The organism is Streptomyces sp. NPDC086077 (assembly GCF_040686175.1).
GTDB lineage: Bacteria > Actinomycetota > Actinomycetes > Streptomycetales > Streptomycetaceae > Streptomyces.
This window is the reverse complement of sequence record NZ_JBFBJT010000147.1, coordinates 1-17503: the sequence shown is the minus strand read 5'-3', so window position 1 is coordinate 17503 and position 17503 is coordinate 1. Positions and strand designations below refer to the sequence as shown.

Here is a 17503-nt window from a genome sequence, read left to right as displayed (position 1 = left end):
AACAAGCTGTCGGACAAGAAGTGGTCCGACGCCGCTCGGCTGATCACCAAGGAAGCGGCCAAGCGCGGCGTCAAGATCGCCGTGAAGGGCGGGGTCGTGGGGCTCGCCGCCTCACTCGCCGCCAGCGCCATCTGGTGCGCCACTCCTTGGGCGTAACGGCTTTGACAGGCCGCGCGACTGAATGACAAGGGTGGGGCGGGCCGTTTCCGGCTCGCCCCACCCTCACACCATGATGTCGCATTCTGTGGCTACTCCAGGTCCGCCTGGACGACCTTTCGCAGTTCCTCCAGGTAATCCTGGAACTGTTCCCGCCCGGCAGGAGAGAGACGGACACGCGTCACGGCGTGACGCCGTTCACGGAACTTCGCGATCTCGACGAGGTTCTCCTTCTCCAGAATGCCCAATTGGCGGGAGAGTTCGGAGGTGGAGAGTTCCAGGGAGTCCTGCAGGTCGGCGAAGTTGATCTGCTGAACGTGTCGGAGGACGCCGAGAATGGCGAGACGCGTCGGGGAATGCATCACCGTGGTCAGTCGGGTGCGCGGCTGCGGGGGCATGTCAGCGCCTCCAGCGCAGCGCCAGGTATCCGGCGAGCACAGCGGTCGGCACCGCGGCCGCGACCAGGGCGCCCGGCAACTCGACGGGGTTGTTCCACAGCACGCCGAGCGCGGGAATGGCCAGGGAGACCGGGCCGAGGAAGGAGATCCACTCCTCCGCCTTGGTGTGCGGCCTTCGGCCGGGCGCCTGCAGATGGAACCAGCGCCAGCGCAGTACGAGACCCAGTGCGAGGAGCAGGACGACGCAGCCCAGCGCGACGGGAGTCTGGACGACGGCCGCCGCGGCGAGCACACCGAATAGAGCCAGGGCCGACAGGGCGCCCAGGGCGCGCTCGCCGGTGGTGGCGGCGCGCGTGAGTACCGGGGCCTCGTCTATCGCACGCAGTTGCTCGGCAGAGTTCGCGTTCTCCCCCATGGTCACCCTTCGTGGTCGTCGGTCGGTGCGCCCGCAGCTTATGCGAGTGGTTTCCAAATGTGCAACTAGAGACGCATCAAGCAACCTGCATCTCCGCCCAGGGTGTTCCAGACGGCCATGGAGGCCGCACAGTCACCGCGGGCCTACCCGACACCAACCCCCTGACCTAGCATCAGCCCCCATGATCGCAGTGGTCGTCACGGTCGGGCTGGCCTTCGTCGGGTACGCCGTCACCTATCTCAACGGCCTGCGGCTGGCGCAGCGGCAGGAGCGGCTCGCTCGGGTGAATCGGCAGCTCAGTGACTTCTACGGGCCCCTGTTCGCGCTCACGGAGGCCAGCGGTCGTACCTTCGCCGCGTTCATGCAGCGCAACGCCCGTCCTGACGGCAGGTCGCCCTTCGTCCATGAGACGCCGCCCAGCGAGGAGGAGCTCGCCGAGTGGCGGCTGTGGGTCACCACCGTTTTCCTGCCGAACATCCGCTCCATGCGCGACCTCGTCGTCAAGCACGCCGATCTCCTGAGCGAACCCGCGATGCCGCCGCTGCTGCTGCAACTGTGCGCGCATGTGTCGGGCTACGAGATCACGGCCGCCCGGTGGGCGCAGGGAAACTACGACCAGCATCTTTCGGTGGTGCCGTTCCCCGGTGAGGAGATCGCCGAGTACGCGCGGTCGGAGTTCACGCGACTGAAGGTGGAGCAGGCGCGGCTGCTGGGGCAGCGGTACACCCGTTGACCGACCCTGCGTCAACGGCTCGGGCCGTCATGTTCCGCGCGCCGCCGCCGGTCTCCTCGGGAGCGTGATCAGGCGGCCCACCACGAACGTCGCCGGGATCGTCGCCGTCGACGCGATGACGGGGGGGGCCAGGCGGGTGCCGGCGCGCAGGACGCCGACGATCACGTACACACCTGCCGTGGTGATCACGAAGCTGGTCGCGTCAAGGGGTTGCCGCCGGGTGGATGAGGAGCGTCGTCACGCCAACGCGAGCCGCCCCGAGGGAGTTCCCCCGGGCGGCTTGGGTAGGAACCGGACATGATCTTGAGTGCGGACGCGACCTGGAGCAGCGTTGAGCAACGTCGTTCGGCACCGGTCCCTCCCCACGTGGAGACCGGTGCCGAACGACGCGCGCGGTGGAACTCAGGCTCACCTGTCGGAACCGTCGCCGCCGTCCGGTGACTTCGCGAAAGTTGTCCCAGAACAGACGGCGACTTGAGGTGCCTCTTCGAGCACTGAGCTGATGACCTGCCTGGGCGGCGTGCGGGTGGTGACCTGCCTGGTCGTGATCCTGCCATTCGGGGCCCGCGACGAGGAGGTTCCGGCGCCCGGACAACGGCTTCTGCGCAGGTCAGCCGTATAAAGTGAGTTTTCCGGTCCGGATGGCCAGGTGAGGCGGAAGGAAGGGGTGGAGACCTTGGGCTCGGACTCAGGGGCACGCACAGCCTTCGCGGAACGTCTCGCGTTGCTGTACAAGGAGGCCGGGAACCCTCCCCTGAAGAGCGTGTCCGAGGCCGTCGCCCGGCTGAGGCGGGTGGACGAACGGGGCCGCCCCGTACGGGTCTCCGCGCAGCGGATCAGCGACTGGCGCCGCGCGAAGAACGTACCGGCTCACTTCGCCGCGCTCGCGGCCGTGTTGCAGGTGCTGATTCCGCACGCCCGGCGGGAGCGGCCCGTGCCAGTCTCCGCCGGACTGTACGACATGGGCCAGTGGCAGCGCATGTGGGAGCGCGCGGTGGCCGATCCGATCGCCGAGCGTCCGGCAGGCGGGGCTGGGGACCCGGAGGGGGACGACGGGGCGACCGCGGACGGGGCGCCGGGCGTGCCGGGCGGGGTGTGCCCGTACCGCGGACTGGCCTCCTACCGTCAGGAGGACGCGCGGTGGTTCTTCGGGCGGGAGCGGAGCACGGCCGCCCTTGCCGCCCAACTGCGCGCCGCGGAGCGCACGGGCGGTCTGGTGATGCTCGTCGGCGCCTCCGGGGCCGGGAAGTCCTCGCTGCTGAACGCCGGTCTGGTGCCCGCTCTTCGCAGCGGTGTGGGCCGGGAGGTGGTGCAACTGGTACCGGGAGCCGACCCGGTGGGGGAGCTGACCTGCCGCATACCCGAACTCGCGCCGGTCACCATGGCGCAGGAGCCCGGCACTCCAGGGTTCGCGGACGCCGTACGGGCGGCCCTCGCCGCGTGGGCGCCGGGCGGGACCCGGCCGGTCGTCATCGTCGACCAGTTCGAGGAGACCTTCACCCTCTGCTCCGACGAGGGCGACCGGCGTACGTTCATCCAGATCCTGCACGACGTGGCCTCCCCCGCGGGACCCGGGGAACCGGCGCCCGTCCTCGTCGTGCTCGGCGTCCGCGCCGACTTCTACGAGCAGTGCCTGTCCTACCCCGAACTGGCCGACGCGCTTCAGCACCGGCACATGGTGCTCGGGCCCCTCACCACCGCCGAGCTGCGCGAGGCGGTGACCGGCCCCGCCAAGGCCGTGGGGCTGGAACTGGAGCCGGGGCTGGCGGAACTGATCGTCCGTGAGGTCAGTTTCGACGGGCCGCGCGGGGCACACGACGCGGGCGCGCTGCCCCTGCTGTCGCACGCCCTGCTCGCCACCTGGCAGCGGCGCAAGGGGGGCCGCCTGACGCTGGCCGGGTACCGCGCGGCGGGCGGCATCCAGGGGGCGGTGGCGGCGACCGCCGAGCGGGCCTGGTCCAGGCTGGACCCGGCCGCGCGTACGGCCGCGCGGCTGCTGCTCCTGCGGCTGGTCCGGCTCGGCGAGGACACCCAGGCGACCCGTCGGCGGGGCACGCGGCGGCAGCTCGCGGAGGAGTCGACGGACCCCGGCAAGACGGAGGAGTCCCTCGAGGAACTGGTCCGCGCCCGGCTGGTGACGCTGGACGCGGAGACCGTGGAGATCACCCACGAGGCGCTGCTGCACGCCTGGCCGCGGCTGCGCGACTGGATCGACGAGGACCGGGGCGGCAACCTGCTGCGCCAGCGGCTGGAGGAGGACAGCCGGGCCTGGGAGACGACCCACCGCGACACCTCCCTGCTGTACCGGGGCTCACGGCTGGAGCACGCCCGCACCTGGGCACAGTCGGCCGGTGACACCTTCCTGACCCGCAGCGCGGTCGACTTCCTGGCCGCCTCCGCCCGGCTGCGCCGGCGCACCGTGTGGATGAGCCGGGGCGCGGTGGCGGCGCTGGTCGCGCTCGCGGTGCTGGCGGTCGGGTCGGCGGTGGTGGCGTGGCAGCAGCGGGACGACGCGGTGTTCGAGCAGGTGCTCGCCGAGGCCGACCGCGTGCAGTACACGGACCCTTCGCTGTCCGCCCAACTCGACCTGGTCGCCCACCGGCTGCGCCCCGACGACGAGGGCACCACGAACCGGCTCGTCTCGATCGTCAACGCGCCGCTGGCCACCCCGCTGCTCGGCCACACCGGCGCCGTCTACCTCACGACGTTCAGCCCCGACGGCAAGCTGCTGGCCACCGCGAGCTACGACCGCACGGTCCGCCTGTGGGACGTGGCGGACCCGCAGCGCCCCAAGCCCCTGGGCAAGCCCCTGGACGCCCACACGAGCTGGGTGAGCACCGCCGTCTTCAGCCCGGACGGCCGCACGCTCGCCAGCGCCTCGGACGACGGCACGATCCGGCTGTGGGACATCCGCGACCCCCGTCGCCCGCGCCCGCTCGGCGCGCCGCTCACCGGCCACGACGGCACGGTCTACCTGCTCGTGTTCAGCGCTGACGGCCGTACTCTCGCCGCCGCGACCGAGGACCGCGTCGTACGGCTGTGGAACGTGGCCGACCTGGGCCGGCCGAGCCCGCTCGGCGCCCTCACCGGCCACACCGCCGCCGTACGCTCGGTCGCCTTCAGCCCCGACGGGCGGACCCTGGCCTCGGGCGGCGACGACGCCACGGTGCGGCTGTGGGACATGACCGACCGGCGTCGTCCCGAGCGGCTCGGCGACCCGCTGACCGGCCACCGGGCCCTCGTCCACTCCGTCGCCTTCAGCCCCGACGGCCGCAGCCTCGCCAGCGGCAGCGCCGACGACACCGTCCAGCTGTGGGACGTGACCGACACAGGGGACGCGGCGCCGCTCGGTGCACCGCTCACCGGGCACACCGGGCCCGTGTGGTCGGTGGCGTTCACCCCGGACAGCTCACTGCTCGCCGTCGCCAGCGCGGACAGCACGGCGAGCCTGTGGGACGTCAGCAATCCGGCCTTCCCGTCCCAGGTCGGCGAGCCGCTCGCGGGCAGCAGCGGCGAGATGTACGCCCTCGGCTTCAGCCCCGACGGCCGCACCCTCGCCACCGGCACCGGCGACAACAAGGTCCGTCTGTGGTCGATACCGACCTCGGACATGCTCGGGCGGATCGGGGTGTTCCGCCCGGACGGGCGGATGCTCGCCACGGCGGCGCGCGACCAGCGGATCCGGCTGTGGGACGTCCGGACGCCCCGGCGGCCGGTGCTGCTGGGCAAGCCGTTCCTGCCCGTCGAAGGCGACGTCCGCACCGTGGTGTTCGCCCCCGACGGGCGCACCCTCGCGGTGCTGACCGGCAGCCGCACGGTGCAGCTGTGGAACGTCACCGACCCGGCCAGGCCCGTCGCCTACGGCCCGCCCCTGCGGCTGCGGACCCGGTACGCCGGCCCGGAGGCGCTGGCGTACAGCCCCGACGGGCGCACCCTCGCCACCGCCTACGACGACCGCACCATCCAGCTCTGGAACATCGCCGACCCGTCCGAACCCCGCCGCCTGGGCGATCCGCTGACCGGCCACACCGGCTACGTCAACGCCCTCACCTTCAGCCCCGACGGCCGCACCCTCGCCAGCGGCAGCGCCGACACCACCATCCGCCTGTGGGACGTCTCCGGCCCGCGCCCCGTCACCCAGCCCGGCGCCGCGCTGCGGGGCCACCTCGGCCCCGTCAACACGCTCACCTACAGCCCCGACGGCCGGACGCTGGCCAGCGGCAGCGACGACAACACGGTGGGGCTCTGGGGCGTCGGCGACCCGTTGGAGGCCCAGCAGCTCGGGTCCCCCCTCAGCGGGCACACCGAGGCGGTGGTGTCCCTGACGTTCCGCCGGGACGGGCGCACACTGGCCAGCGGCGGCAACGACGACACGGTCCGCCTCTGGGACGTCGGCCGCCCGTCCACCGCCACGCCCATCGGGCAGTCGCTCAGCCCCAACGCCAAGACCGGCAACTTCCTCTCCTTCAGCCCCAACAGCCGTCTGCTGGGGGTGTCGAGCGGCGCCGGGACCGTACGGCTGTGGGACCTGAACGTGGACGACGCCGTGAAGCACATCTGTTCGACCACACGAGGTGTGCTGACACCCGAGAAATGGCACGAATACCTGCCACGGTTGTCCTACGAACCACCCTGTCGGGAGTGATCCGCATCACAGCGCCTCGACGCGCCTCGTCAGTCGGGTCACGCGGCGCCATCCGCCTTGTTAGTCTTGGCCACAGCCCGATCGCTGGTGCATCCCCCGTCGCCAGCGATCGGGCGTTTTCGTGTCCCGGCGCCGCCGCGTGAAATTGCACGGCATTCTTCGATACGGCGCCGCGGCCCGAGCGCATTGCGGGTACGACGACCCGAATTCCGGCAATGCCGCTCCCCATTTCCCCTTACACCCAAGCCGTACGGCCGATCCAGGTCAGCAAGACCTCTTGAGGAGCCGTACGCTGACGCATATGCCGAAGGCGTACGAAGTGATCGCGGACGACATCCGCCGGTCCATCCGCGAGGGCGAACGCAGGCCCGGCGACCGGCTGCCGGCCGAGACGGCGCTCGCCGAGCAGTACCGGCGCAGTGTGCCGACGATCCAGAGCGCGCTGCGGCTGCTGAGCGAGGAAGGCCTCATCGACAAGCGGCACGGCCTCGGCAACTTCGTCCGCCGACCCCGCACGCTCGCGGTCCGCGACAACAGACGCCACCAGTGGGAGAAGGACCGCGCCCGCCAGCCGTTGCGCCAGCGGGCGTCGAGGAACGCTTCACGGCCCGTCCGCCGACCCCGGAGGAGGCCGCCGAGCTGGATCTGCCGCCGGGGACCTCGGTGATCCTGCTGCACAAGACGTCGTACGACATCGAAGGCCGGGTGGTGGACATTACCGACGTCACGCTGCCGGGCGACCGGACCGAACTGCTCTTCACCACGATCCTGGAAAGGTGGTGAGCTCCTCCGTGACCCGGCACGTGGTCGTCGTCACCGCCGTGCACCCGCCGTCGGCCCGCTTCCTGCCCGACGCCTACAAGTCGCTGTGCGAGCAGCGGCTGCCGCAGGGCTGGGAGTGGCGGTGGGTGATCCAGGAGGACGGCGGGTCGGAGGACGTTCTTCCTTATGTGCCCGAGGACGAGCGGGTGACGTTCCGTCAAGGTCGGCGCGGCGGGCCGGGGGTGGCGCGCACGATCGCGCTGGCGCGGGCCGAGGGCGAGTACGTGAAGGTCCTGGACGCCGACGACCAGCTGGCGCCGGGTGTGCTGGCCCGCGATCTGGCGGCGCTGGAGGCCGACCCGGCGATCGGATGGGTGGCGTCACGGGTGCTGGACCTGTGGCCGGACGGCTCGACGGCCGGCTTCCCGGGCGATCCGCCGGACGGGCCGATCGAGCGGGGCGAAGTGCTCGGCTTCTGGAAGGCGAACGACTTCCGCGCCCAGGTCCACCCGGCGTCCCTCTTCGTACGCCGGGACCTGCTGGTGGCCCTCGGCGGCTGGATGGCGCTGCCCGCGTCCGAGGACACGGGGCTGCTGCTGGCGCTGAACGCCGTGAGCCGGGGGTGGTTCTCGGCGGAGGTGGGGCTCCTCTACCGCAAGTGGGAGGGCCAGGTGACGGGCCAGGCCCCGCACGTCGACCCGGACGAGCGGGCGGCACGCATGGCGGTGGCGGAGGCCCGTGCGCTGGCACTGGCGGAGTTCGGCTGGGGGTACCCGGTGAACGGGGTGTCGTAGGGGCGGGGGCCGCGTACCGGACGAGGCTTCGCAAAACGGGACTTCGCCGGGGCGGGGCCGAACAGGGCGGGTCACGACGCCCGGAGGATGCGCTGAGCGAAAACGCTGGGCGCGACGGCCGGGCCATGTGCTGGGCCTTAGGAACCCGTCATGAGGGTCGGCCGATCTCCTGGGCGATGGTGACGACGTTTCCCGCCGGGTCGTTGACCGCGGCGATGCGATAGCGGCCGCCGGAGGTCTCCTGGACGGTCCCCAGGTCCAGGCCCCGTTCCGCTGCGAGCCGGACCTCGTCGGCGACGTCTTCGACGGCCAGCGTCAGCATGGCGGAGCCCGCGCGATCGGGTTCGAGGAGCAGTTGGATCGCGCCGCCGTCGATGACCTCCCATTCCGCCAGGCCACTCATGGGGTCGCGGTCGGCCGGGCGCCCCCAAAGGCGCTCGTACCAGGCGCGGGCCGCTTCGAAGTCGGCGACGGGAATGACGGCGTAGACGGTCCTGATGGCCACGATAGGTCCCCTTTCATCCGTTTCGCACCTTACTGAGTGCCCGTCGGATGTCGGCGGATGTCAGGGCAGCGCCTCGGCGTCCGTGCGCGAAAAGACCAGGTCGCTCTCCCCGCTGACCGGGGCCCGCCACCGCAGGGGCACCCGGCGGGGTCCGCCGAGCGCGGGCGGGTAGCTCGCGGGGTCGTAGTCGTTGACCAGCCGGTAGACGTGGAAGCCGGCGCCGGCCATGGTCTCCAGCAACTCCTCGACGGAGTCCCCGAGCGCGGCCATCCGCGCCGGCGTCACCTCGATCGTGATCTCGGCATCGGGCCGCAGCCTGCGCAGCAGGGGCGCGAGGCCCCGCACGACGGCTCCCTCCGCCCCCTCGACGTCTATCTTGATCACCCGGGCGCGTTCCAGCTCCCCCGGGGCGAGCAGGTCGGGAAGCGGAGCGGCGTCGACCTCGAAGACTGCCTCGGCGGGACCGTCGTACGGGACGATGCTGTTCGCGCCGGTGTTGCGCGAGCTGGCGAGGGTGAAGGTCAGCTTTCCGCGGCGGTCGGACGCGGCGGCGTTGACGGCCCGGACCGTGCGGCAGCCGTTGAGCCGAACGTGCCGCTCCAGGCGCCGATGACACGCGGGGGACGCCTCGACGGCCACGACCCGGCCCGTGGCCCCGACGAGTCGCGCGGCCAGGACGCTGAAGACTCCTATGTTCGCGCCGACGTCGACGAAACCGTCACCGGGTCCGAGGCGGCTGCGCAGCCAGCCGGTCAGATGGGGTTCCCAGGCACCGAAGAGGTAGAGGTACCGCTGGATCAGGTCCTCGGTGTCGACTGCGAAACGGGCGCCCGAGCGCGTCTCGACGACACGTCGGCGCGGGTGGTCCCGCAGATGCGGGTTCAGCACGCGCGCGGCGAGGGCCGCCTTGCCGAGGGTGCCGGGAGCGTGCCGTACGTACCGGCTGCCGAGGGTGATCAGGGCTTCCGTGGCCGCGGTGCGGGGACGGCTCATCCGGCGCGGAACCCGGCCCTATTCGGTGACCGTGATGGCCTGGGACGGGCAGCCCTCGACAGCCTCGCGGACCTCGGGCTCGCCTCCGCTGTCCTCACGCCCCGGGACGACCGCGCCGCAGCCGTCCACCACCGTGAAGACGGACGGAACCCGGTACGCGCAGTCGCCGGAGCCGTAACAGCGCTCGGGGTCGACGGAGAGCTTCATTCCCACTCCAGACGCCTTGGGCCCGGGGGCCGACGGGCGGATCGGAACCGACACCTACGTCCCTTTCCCTGCCCGTCGGGCCCCCCACCGAACCGGCGGCGCCTAGTCGGCGGCGAGAGCGAGCCAGCGGGCGACCCGGCGGACGGTCGTCTCGTCGAGCTGGTCCACGACCGCCCGCACGGCCGCCTCGTCGTCCGGGGCGAGGTCGTACAGCCCGGCGCGGTTCAGCCCGGCGAGGAGCACCTGGTGGCGGCGGTCGGTCAGGCGCTCGGTGAGCTTGGAGGACTGAGCGGGGGTCGCGGGAGGCGGCTCGGGCGCGGGGGCGGGGACGGCCTCCGTGGCGGCGGACGCGTCGATCCGCTGCCAGGCACCGTCCTTCGGGCCCCACAGGGCCACGACCGGATCCTGGCCGCGGGCCCGCAAAGTCTGGGTCATCTCCCCCATGGCGTACTGCACGGGGACCCGGTACGGCGACTCAGCACCGACCCGCCAGGACGCGGAGGAGGGCTCGTAGAACATCGCGACCCAGCGTGGAGCGCCCGTCGGCTGCGGACTCTGGGGACGTGACGGCACTGGACATCACCCCTTCGGAACGGCAGGCAGGACCATAACTGACGATCCGTCAGTTTACTAGGCTGCCGGCGGCGGTTGGTCCTCTCAGTTGTTCCAGCTCTCGTCGTACGGGTCTGCGGGCGTCCGTACCGGCTCGGCGGCCGTGACCTCGATGAACGGGATGGGGCCGCCGCCCACCGGGTCGCGGGTCCGCTTCGGGGTGTAGGTGCCGGTGACCTCCAGCCAGGTGTCCGGTTGCAGCACCGGCGGAACCCGCCCGGCCAGCCCGATCTTCACCGGCTGGGCGTCGGCGGCACAGCAGTTGAGAGCCATGCGGACCAGGTACGGGGTGCCGGCCCGGTCCAGCGCCACGAACCCCGTGATCCGGACCCTGCGGTCGCGCAGGGTGCGGCCCTCGTCGTACGCCGCCCGGCCGGCGTAGTCGACGACACCGAGGCGGACGGGGTCGCCGGAGGGCAGCGGGGCGTAGGCGGGGGGCCGTTGCAACGCCGTGCCGGTGCGCATCGCGCTGTACGAGCCGAGGGCGGGCGGGGCGATGAGGATCAGCGCGAGGACCGGCAGGAGCAGCAGCCAGGCGACGCGCGGTTCATGGTGGGCAACGGTGACCGGTCGCCGGCGCTCGTACCAGACCGTCGCCACCGCCGCCGCGACCAGTACCGCCCCCGCCACCAGCAGCAACGGCCGTAGCCCCGCCTTGACGTAGCGCAGCGACAGATCCGTGGCCCCGGCGTGCAGCAGTGACACGCCGAGCAGGAACAGCACGGCCGCCTGCGTGTGCCGGTTCACAGCAGCACCGCCCCGGTCAGCGCCGACACCCCGACGGCGACGGCGAAGGTCGCCGGTGCGAAGCGGAGGGCGAAGCCGCGGCCGAACGTGCCCGCCTGCATGGCGAACAGCTTCAGATCCACCATCGGCCCGACCACCAGGAACGCCAGCCGCGCCGTCGGCGAGAACTGCGTCAGCGACGCCGCCACGAACGCGTCCGCCTCCGAGCAGATCGACAGCAGCACGGCGAGCACGGCCAGGGCCAGCACCGCCACCACCGGGTTGCCCGCCGCCGCCCGCAGCCACCCCTCGGGCACGACCGCCTTCAGCGTCGCGGCCGCCATCGCACCGATCACCAGGAACCCGCCCGCGTGCATCACGTCGTGCCGCACCGACCCCCAGAACGCCGCCCCCCTTCCCTGCCCCTCGTACGACGGACGCGCCGGCGGGCGCAGCCACTCGGCCCGGCCGAGCCGCTGCCACAGCCACCCCATCGCGCACGCCACGGCCAGGCTCGCGACGAACCGGGCCAGCACCATCTCGGGTCTGCCGGGGAAGGCCACCGCCGTCGCGGTCAGCACGATCGGGTTGATCGCGGGCGCGGCCAGCAGGAACGCCAGGGCGGCCGCCGGGGCGACTCCCCGGCGGATCAGCGCCCCCGCCACCGGCACCGACGCGCACTCGCAGCCGGGGACGACCGCTCCGGCCAGTCCCGCCACCGGTACCGCCGCGGCGGTCCGGGCCGGCAGCGCGCGGGCGAAGACGGACGCCGGTACGAACACGGCGACAGCCGCCGACAGCAGCACCCCGAGCACCAGGAACGGCAGCGCCTGCACGACCACCGCGACGAACACCGTCGTCCAGCTCTGCATCACCGGCGCGGACAGCGCGCGGCGGATCGGGGCCTGGGCGAGCAGCAGGAGGAGCAGGGTGACGGTGAGGACCAGGGGGGAGCTGAGGTGCCAGCCGTCGTCCCTGCCGGGGGCGGCGGGCGGCGCCGGGGACGGCGGGGACGCCGACCGCGACGGAGACGGGGATGGTGGCTCAGGGACGGTGACGGCCACGGGTGGGGTCCTCCGTTGCGCGGGGTGGCTCCCCTTCGATACGGCTGATTCGGAACGGGTGTTCAATCCTTTGCTGGAACCATCGGTCTCGTTGAGGCAGTCTCTCCCCTCGTGGCGAGCGTTCCGAATCAAGGCCGGCCGGGCGACGCGCCCGCGCACATGGTGGTGTGCGGCGACGACGGGCTCGCGCACCGTCTCGCGGCCGAACTCAGGGGTGTGTACGAGGAGCAGGTGACCCTCGTCGCGCCGCCCTCCGATCGCCCCGTGCCGCAGCCGGTGGTGGGGCGGGCCCGGGCCGCGTCGGCGGCGCTGCTCGACCGGATGGTGAACGCGGCCGGCCGGGCCGCGGGCAACGGCGCCCTGATGAACGGCGACAGCACCGGCGGCGTGCGGCTGGTGGAGGCCGCCGAGCCGTCCGAGGCCGTGCTGGCCGAAGCCGGCGTGGAGCGGGCGACCGCGCTGGCGCTCGTGTACGACGACGACGAGACGAACATCCGCGCCGCGCTCACCGCACGCCGTCTCAACCCCCGGCTGCGGATCGTCCTGCGCCTGTACAACCGGCGGCTGGGCCAGCACATCGAGGAACTCCTCGACCAGGCGGCCGCGTTGGCGACCGGCGACCCGGACGGGACGGACGGCACCGGCTTCGACGCCTCCACCACCGTGCTGTCCGACGCCGACACCGCCGCGCCCGCGCTGGCCGCCACCGCCATCGTCGGCACCAGCAAGGTCGTACAGACCGACGGGCTGCTGCTGCGCGCGGTGGAGCGCACACCACCGGCGCCCGGGCAGGTAGCCGATCCGGGGCTGTGCACGCTGGCGCTGCTGTCGGCGACGAGCAGCGACCCGGCGGGCGCCGACGGGTCGGAGAGCAGCGGCGAGCGCGGTCCCCGGCTGCTGCCGGACGAGGAGGAGGTGGCGGCGGCCACCGGGCGCGGCACGGTCGTGCTGGAACAGGTGTCGTACACCGGCTCGCCCCGGTCCGCCGGGCGCGCGGTCGGTGTCGTACCGCCGATCTCCTCCCTGTTCTCCCGGCGGCTGCGCTGGTCGCTGGCCGGTCTGGTGGCCGCCGTGGTGGCGCTGGCGATCGCGCTGACCGTGGTCACCGACGACCATCCGCTGCACGCCACCTATCTCACGCTGCTCGACATCCTCGGCATCGACGATCCCGCCACCAACGCCTCCCTCGGGCGGCAGATCCTCCAACTCCTCTCCGCCGTGGTCGGGTTACTGCTGCTTCCGGTGCTGCTGGCCGCCGTGCTGGAGGCCCTCGGCACCTTCCGCAGCGCGTCCACGCTGCGCAGGCCGCCGCGTGGGCTCAGCGGGCATGTCGTCCTGCTCGGCCTCGGCAAGATCGGCACGCGGGTGCTGACCCGGCTGCGGGAACTGCACATCCCGGTGGTCTGCGTCGAGGCAGACCCCGACGCGCGGGGCATGGCGACGGCCCGGCGGCTGCGGGTGCCGGTGGTGCTCGGGGACGTCACGCAGGAGGGCGTCCTGGAGGCCGCGAAGGTCCATCGCGCCCACACGCTGCTCGCGCTCACCAGCGTCGACACGACCAACCTGGAGGCCGTCCTCTACGCCCGGTCCGTCCGGCCCGACCTGCGGGTCGTGCTCCGCCTCTTCGACGACGACTTCGCCGCCGCCGTCTACCGCACGCTGCGCGCCGCGCACCCCCGGGCGCTCACCCGCAGCCGCAGCGTCACGCATCTCGCGGCGCCGTCGTTCGCCGGGGCGATGATGGGGCGGCAGGTGCTGGGGGCGATCCCCGTGGAGCGGCGGGTGCTGCTGTTCGCGGCCGTGCCCGTGCGGGGCATCCGGCAGCTGGAGGGCAAGACGGTGGCCGACGCCTTCCGTGCCGGTTCCTGGCGGGTGCTGGCCCTGGACACGGCGGCCCCGGGAGAGCGCCGCCCCGACCTCGCGGCGAGCCCGGCGCCCACCGGCCGGCAGACGGCCCCGGACCTCCTGTGGGATCTGCCGCCCACCTACGTGCTGCGCGCCGAGGACCGCGTGGTCCTGGCAGCCACCCGCCGCGGCCTCGCGGAACTCCTCGGCCGCAGACGCCGGGAGCGGACGGGGGCGTGAGCGCGGCCGGGAGCCGGCGGGCCCGGACGTGCGGGGCCTTCGGGCCGCTCGACTCCCGGGCCGCTCGACTCCCGGGCCCGCCGGGCGGACGCCGGGGGCGCCGGGCCCGGGAGGCGAAGCGTGGGGGGTGCCGTCAGTTCCCCGTGGACGCCTTGAGGTGGCGCTCCGCGAAGTCCAGTTCCAGCCGTACCTGCTTGATGCGCTCGTCGACGACCAGGGAGCCGTGCCCCGCGTCGTAGCGGTAGACCTCGTGGACCGCGTCGCGTGCCTGGAGGCGCTTGACGTAGTTCTCGATCTGACGGATGGGGCAGCGCGGGTCGTTGACGCCGGCGGAGATGTAGACCGGTGCCTTGACCTGGTCGACGTAGGTCAGCGGCGAGGACGCCTCGAAGCGCTCCGGGACCTCCTCCGGGGTGCCGCCTAGCAGCGTGCGGTCCATGGCCTTCAGGGCCTCCATCTCGTCGTGGTACGCGGTGACGTAGTCCGCCACCGGGACCGCGGCGATGCCCATCGTCCACGCGTCGGGCTGGACGCCGAGGCCGAGGAGCGTGAGGTAGCCGCCCCAGGAGCCGCCGGTCAGGATCAGCCGCTCCGGATCCGCCAGCCCCGAGCTGATCGCCCACTCCCGGACCGCCGCGATGTCCTCCAGCTCGATCAGGCCGACCCGGTGCTTCAGGGCGTCCGTCCAGGCCCGCCCGTAGCCCGTCGAACCGCGGTAGTTGACCCGGATGACCGCGTACCCGTGGTCGACCCAGGCCGCCGGGCCCGCCGCGAACGAGTCACTGTCGTGCCAGGTCGGGCCGCCGTGGATGTCGAAGACGGTCGGCAGCGGACCACTGGCCCCCGCCGGCTTCTGCACAAGTGCGTGGATCCGGCCCCCGGGCCCCTCCACCCACACGTCCTCCACCGGCACCGAGCCAGGCGACTTCATGCCCGGCGGGTCGAGCACCACGCCGCCCGCCGTGGAGCGCACGGACGACGGCTGTGCCGCCGACGACCACAGGTACTCCACGCTGCCGTCCGGCCGGGCCGTCGCCCCCGAGACCGTGCCGGTCGGGGTGGGGACCTTCACCAGCTCGCGCGTGCCCAGGTCGTAGCGGAAGAGCTCGCCGCGCGCCTCGTGGCTGTGCCCGATCAGCAGGCCCGAGCCGTCCGGATACCACTCGGCGCTCACGTCGCCCGGCAGGTCCAGCGCCAGGTCCGTCTCCTCGCCCGTGGCGACGTCCCACACCAGCGGTTCCCAGCGACCGCGCCGCTGGTGCCCGATGAGCAGCCGGGTGTCCCCGTCGACCGGCGCGAAGCCCAGCACCTCCAGGCCCAGCTCGACCGTGCCCCCCTTGGTGTCGTCGAGCTCGGCGACCGGCGTGCCGTCGGGGCGCAGCACGCGCAGCGCGGAGTGCATGGCGTCGCCGTGCTCGGTGTGCTCGACGGCGATCAGCGATCCGTCGCGGGAGAGGTCGCCCACACCCGCCGACTCACGGTGCCGGTAGATCTCCACCGGCGCCTCGCCCACGCGCGCGAGATGGATGGTCGTACCGTCCTCGTCGGTGGACCGTCCCACCACCGCCGTCCGCCCGTCCCGGCCGAGCGCGAGGCCCGCGGGGTAGGACGGGTCGACGCCCGGGACGGCCAGCTCGTCCTCCCCGCCCGTGAAGGGCTGGCGGCGCCACACGCCGAACTCGTCGCCGTCCTTGTCGTCGAACCACCAGATCCACGCGCCGTCCGGGGAGAGCAGGCCGTCCGTCGTGCCGTTCGGCCGGTTCGTCACCTGGCGCTGCTCACCCGTCGCGCGATCCCAGGCGTACAGCTCGTACGTCCCCGTCGCGTTGGACACGAACAGGGAGTGGTCGGGGGCGTCCTCCGCCCAGTCGGGCAGTGACACCCGCGGCGCCCGGAAGCGCTTCTCCCAGTTCGGCATGGCCTCGCGCCGCTCGGGCGAGGGGGACCCGTTGCTCTCAGTCATGACCCCATACTGCCCGCCCTGGCCCGCATCCCGCTCCCGAGGTCCCCAGCCTGTGGATAACTTCGGGACCCCGCGCCGCACGCGGCCCCGTGCCCCCCGTACCTTTAGGGGCGTGTACCGGTTTCTGCTGACGCCCCGATGGTGGGGGATCAACCTCTTCGTGCTGCTCGCCATCCCCTTCTGCGTCTTCATGGGGTCCTGGCAGCTGAGCCGGTTCGAGGCACGTATCGAGGATCATCGCAGCGCCGAGGAGCAGGCCGCCTCGGACGGGAAGCAGGCCGCCCGGCCGCTGGACGAGCTGCTGCCCGTCGACAAGGAGACCTCCGGCGACCCGACGACCGTCGAAGGCCGGTACGGGGCGCAGCTGCTCGTGCCGGACCGGGAGCTGGACGGCGAGCGGGGCTACTACGTGCTGACCCTGCTGCGCACCGACGGCGGCAAGGCCCTGCCCGTGGTGCGGGGCTGGCTGCCCGGTGAGCCCGGCTCGGCCGAGGTACCCGCACCGCCGCGTGGCGAAGTGACCGTCAACGGCGCGCTCCAGGCCTCGGAGAACCCCGGAGAGAACGGCGTCAGCGCGCGGGCCGGGCTGCCGGCCGGACAGACCGGGGCGATCAGCGCGGCCTCGCTGGTGAACCTCGTGCCGTACGACCTCTACGACGCGTGGGTCACGCTCGACAAGGGCGACTCCGGGATGAGGGCCGTGCCGGTGAGCGCGGCCCCGGACACGGGGCTCGACCTCAAGGCCTTCCAGAACCTGGGGTACACCGGCGAGTGGTTCGTCTTCGCCGGGTTCGTGGTGTTCATGTGGTTCCGGTTGTTCCGCCGTGAGGTGGAGTTCGTCCGCGACGCCGAGATGGGGCTCCTGGCCGCGGACACCCCCCCGGGCGCTCTGCCCAACTCCGCGCAAGCGGCCTCCTCGGACGCCTACGAGACCGACAGCACGCCCGTCCGGTAGACCGTCCCCGCACAGGCGTTGGGCACCGTCGCCGAGACCGTCGGGGACCCGGCCTCCGCCGTGTAGGAGACGACGACGCTGCCGTCCTTGGTGCCGACCTCGGTCATCAGCTGCGCCGACGTGCCCGTGTCGCCGCCCGTGGAACTGCCCGACGTCGTCCCGGGGTTGTCCGTGGGCGTCGGGTCGGGCGAGGGGCCGCCGGTCTCGCCGCCGTTGTCACCGCCGGGGTCGGTCGGGCAGGTCTCCGAGGGCACCCAGGCGAACCGCACCTCGTAGGCCGAGCCCGGCTCCAGCACCAGCTGCGGGACCTCAAGCGCCGGGTCGGGCAGGCCGGCCGCCGCGTCGCCCGCCGTGTGCGCGGCGACGCTGATCTTGGTGGCGTCCGCCGCGCCCTGCGCGAGCGGGGTCACCGCGCCGGCGCCGCCGACCGTACACCCGGCGGTGGAGACGTTGGTGATCCGGAACGTCGCCGATGGCGCCGAGCCAGTAG

The 17503-nt window shown here is 72.9% G+C and carries 15 protein-coding genes and 2 pseudogenes; 6 read left to right on the top strand and 11 right to left on the bottom strand.

What is annotated here, in order from left to right:
* Positions 1–248: 248 nt before the first annotated feature.
* Both AB0O67_RS30485 and AB0O67_RS30480 read right to left on the bottom strand, forming a co-directional pair.
* Positions 249–554, bottom strand: a complete 306-nt coding sequence (locus tag AB0O67_RS30485; protein WP_365456944.1) for a transcriptional regulator — start codon at positions 552–554, stop codon at positions 249–251.
* Between the two features lies 1 nt (position 555).
* Positions 556–969: a hypothetical protein gene (locus tag AB0O67_RS30480; RefSeq protein WP_365456941.1), complete on the bottom strand. Its 414-nt coding sequence runs from the start codon at positions 967–969 to the stop codon at positions 556–558.
* Positions 970–1150: 181 nt separating this feature from the next.
* On the opposite strand from AB0O67_RS30480, the gene AB0O67_RS30475 reads away from it, so the two are divergent.
* Positions 1151–1702, top strand: a complete 552-nt coding sequence (locus AB0O67_RS30475) for a hypothetical protein (protein WP_365456938.1) — start codon at positions 1151–1153, stop codon at positions 1700–1702.
* Between the two features lie 27 nt (positions 1703–1729).
* On the opposite strand, the gene AB0O67_RS30470 is transcribed toward AB0O67_RS30475, so the two are convergent.
* Complete coding sequence (locus AB0O67_RS30470; protein WP_365456935.1) at positions 1730–1891, bottom strand: hypothetical protein; 162 nt, start codon at positions 1889–1891, stop codon at positions 1730–1732.
* A gap of 478 nt (positions 1892–2369) precedes the next feature.
* On the opposite strand from AB0O67_RS30470, the gene AB0O67_RS30465 reads away from it, so the two are divergent.
* The 3 genes and pseudogenes from AB0O67_RS30465 (at position 2370) to AB0O67_RS30455 (ending at position 7903) form a co-directional block, all read left to right on the top strand.
* Positions 2370–6347, top strand: a complete 3978-nt coding sequence (locus tag AB0O67_RS30465; protein WP_365456932.1) for a hypothetical protein — start codon at positions 2370–2372, stop codon at positions 6345–6347.
* Positions 6348–6648: 301 nt separating this feature from the next.
* Positions 6649–7130: pseudogene (locus AB0O67_RS30460) on the top strand (GntR family transcriptional regulator).
* 8 nt (positions 7131–7138) lie between these two features.
* Positions 7139–7903 carry a glycosyltransferase gene (locus AB0O67_RS30455; protein WP_365456953.1) on the top strand — a complete coding sequence of 255 codons (765 nt, stop codon included), beginning with the start codon at positions 7139–7141 and terminating at the stop codon, positions 7901–7903.
* Positions 7904–8051: 148 nt separating this feature from the next.
* Here the strand turns inward: AB0O67_RS30455 and AB0O67_RS30450 are convergent, their stop codons facing one another.
* From AB0O67_RS30450 to AB0O67_RS30425, 6 genes are all read right to left on the bottom strand, one after another.
* Positions 8052–8408: a VOC family protein gene (locus tag AB0O67_RS30450; protein WP_365456929.1), complete on the bottom strand. Its 357-nt coding sequence runs from the start codon at positions 8406–8408 to the stop codon at positions 8052–8054.
* 60 nt (positions 8409–8468) lie between these two features.
* Positions 8469–9401: an FkbM family methyltransferase gene (locus tag AB0O67_RS30445; RefSeq protein WP_365456926.1), complete on the bottom strand. Its 933-nt coding sequence runs from the start codon at positions 9399–9401 to the stop codon at positions 8469–8471.
* Between the two features lie 18 nt (positions 9402–9419).
* Positions 9420–9608, bottom strand: a complete 189-nt coding sequence (locus AB0O67_RS30440) for a ferredoxin (RefSeq protein ID WP_365456923.1) — start codon at positions 9606–9608, stop codon at positions 9420–9422.
* Positions 9609–9710: 102 nt separating this feature from the next.
* Positions 9711–10127 carry a hypothetical protein gene (locus AB0O67_RS30435; protein WP_365456920.1) on the bottom strand — a complete coding sequence of 139 codons (417 nt, stop codon included), beginning with the start codon at positions 10125–10127 and terminating at the stop codon, positions 9711–9713.
* 138 nt (positions 10128–10265) lie between these two features.
* Positions 10266–10967 (bottom strand): TIGR03943 family protein, encoded by a 702-nt coding sequence (locus AB0O67_RS30430; protein ID WP_365456917.1) that lies wholly within the window; start codon positions 10965–10967, stop codon positions 10266–10268.
* Positions 10964–11893, bottom strand: coding sequence for a permease (locus tag AB0O67_RS30425; protein ID WP_365456950.1), 930 nt, complete (start codon positions 11891–11893; stop codon positions 10964–10966). The genes AB0O67_RS30430 and AB0O67_RS30425 overlap by 4 nt, the downstream gene beginning before the upstream one ends.
* Positions 11894–12169: 276 nt before the next feature.
* Between AB0O67_RS30425 and AB0O67_RS30420 the strand changes: the two genes are divergently transcribed.
* On the top strand, positions 12170–14095 hold the full coding sequence (locus AB0O67_RS30420; RefSeq protein WP_365456947.1) for an NAD-binding protein: 1926 nt from the start codon (positions 12170–12172) through the stop codon (positions 14093–14095).
* 133 nt (positions 14096–14228) lie between these two features.
* On the opposite strand, the gene AB0O67_RS30415 is transcribed toward AB0O67_RS30420, so the two are convergent.
* Positions 14229–16058: a prolyl oligopeptidase family serine peptidase gene (locus AB0O67_RS30415; protein ID WP_365456914.1), complete on the bottom strand. Its 1830-nt coding sequence runs from the start codon at positions 16056–16058 to the stop codon at positions 14229–14231.
* A 112-nt stretch (positions 16059–16170) separates the two neighbouring features.
* Between AB0O67_RS30415 and AB0O67_RS30410 the strand changes: the two genes are divergently transcribed.
* Positions 16171–17013, top strand: coding sequence for an SURF1 family protein (locus tag AB0O67_RS30410; protein WP_365456911.1), 843 nt, complete (start codon positions 16171–16173; stop codon positions 17011–17013).
* Here the strand turns inward: AB0O67_RS30410 and AB0O67_RS30405 are convergent.
* Positions 16983–17503: pseudogene (locus tag AB0O67_RS30405) on the bottom strand (hypothetical protein); the annotation flags it as partial. The gene AB0O67_RS30410 and the pseudogene AB0O67_RS30405 sit on opposite strands and share 31 nt — an antisense overlap.

Coding starts and splice junctions, on each gene's coding strand:
- AB0O67_RS30445 (WP_365456926.1), bottom strand. CDS start 9,401: ATGAGCCGTCCCCGCACCGCGGCCACGGAAGCCCTGATCACCCTCGGC.
- AB0O67_RS30440 (WP_365456923.1), bottom strand. CDS start 9,608: ATGAAGCTCTCCGTCGACCCCGAGCGCTGTTACGGCTCCGGCGACTGC.
- AB0O67_RS30485 (WP_365456944.1), bottom strand. CDS start 554: ATGCCCCCGCAGCCGCGCACCCGACTGACCACGGTGATGCATTCCCCG.
- AB0O67_RS30415 (WP_365456914.1), bottom strand. CDS start 16,058: ATGACTGAGAGCAACGGGTCCCCCTCGCCCGAGCGGCGCGAGGCCATG.
- AB0O67_RS30435 (WP_365456920.1), bottom strand. CDS start 10,127: ATGTTCTACGAGCCCTCCTCCGCGTCCTGGCGGGTCGGTGCTGAGTCG.
- AB0O67_RS30420 (WP_365456947.1), top strand. CDS start 12,170: ATGGTGGTGTGCGGCGACGACGGGCTCGCGCACCGTCTCGCGGCCGAA.
- AB0O67_RS30475 (WP_365456938.1), top strand. CDS start 1,151: ATGATCGCAGTGGTCGTCACGGTCGGGCTGGCCTTCGTCGGGTACGCC.
- AB0O67_RS30480 (WP_365456941.1), bottom strand. CDS start 969: ATGGGGGAGAACGCGAACTCTGCCGAGCAACTGCGTGCGATAGACGAG.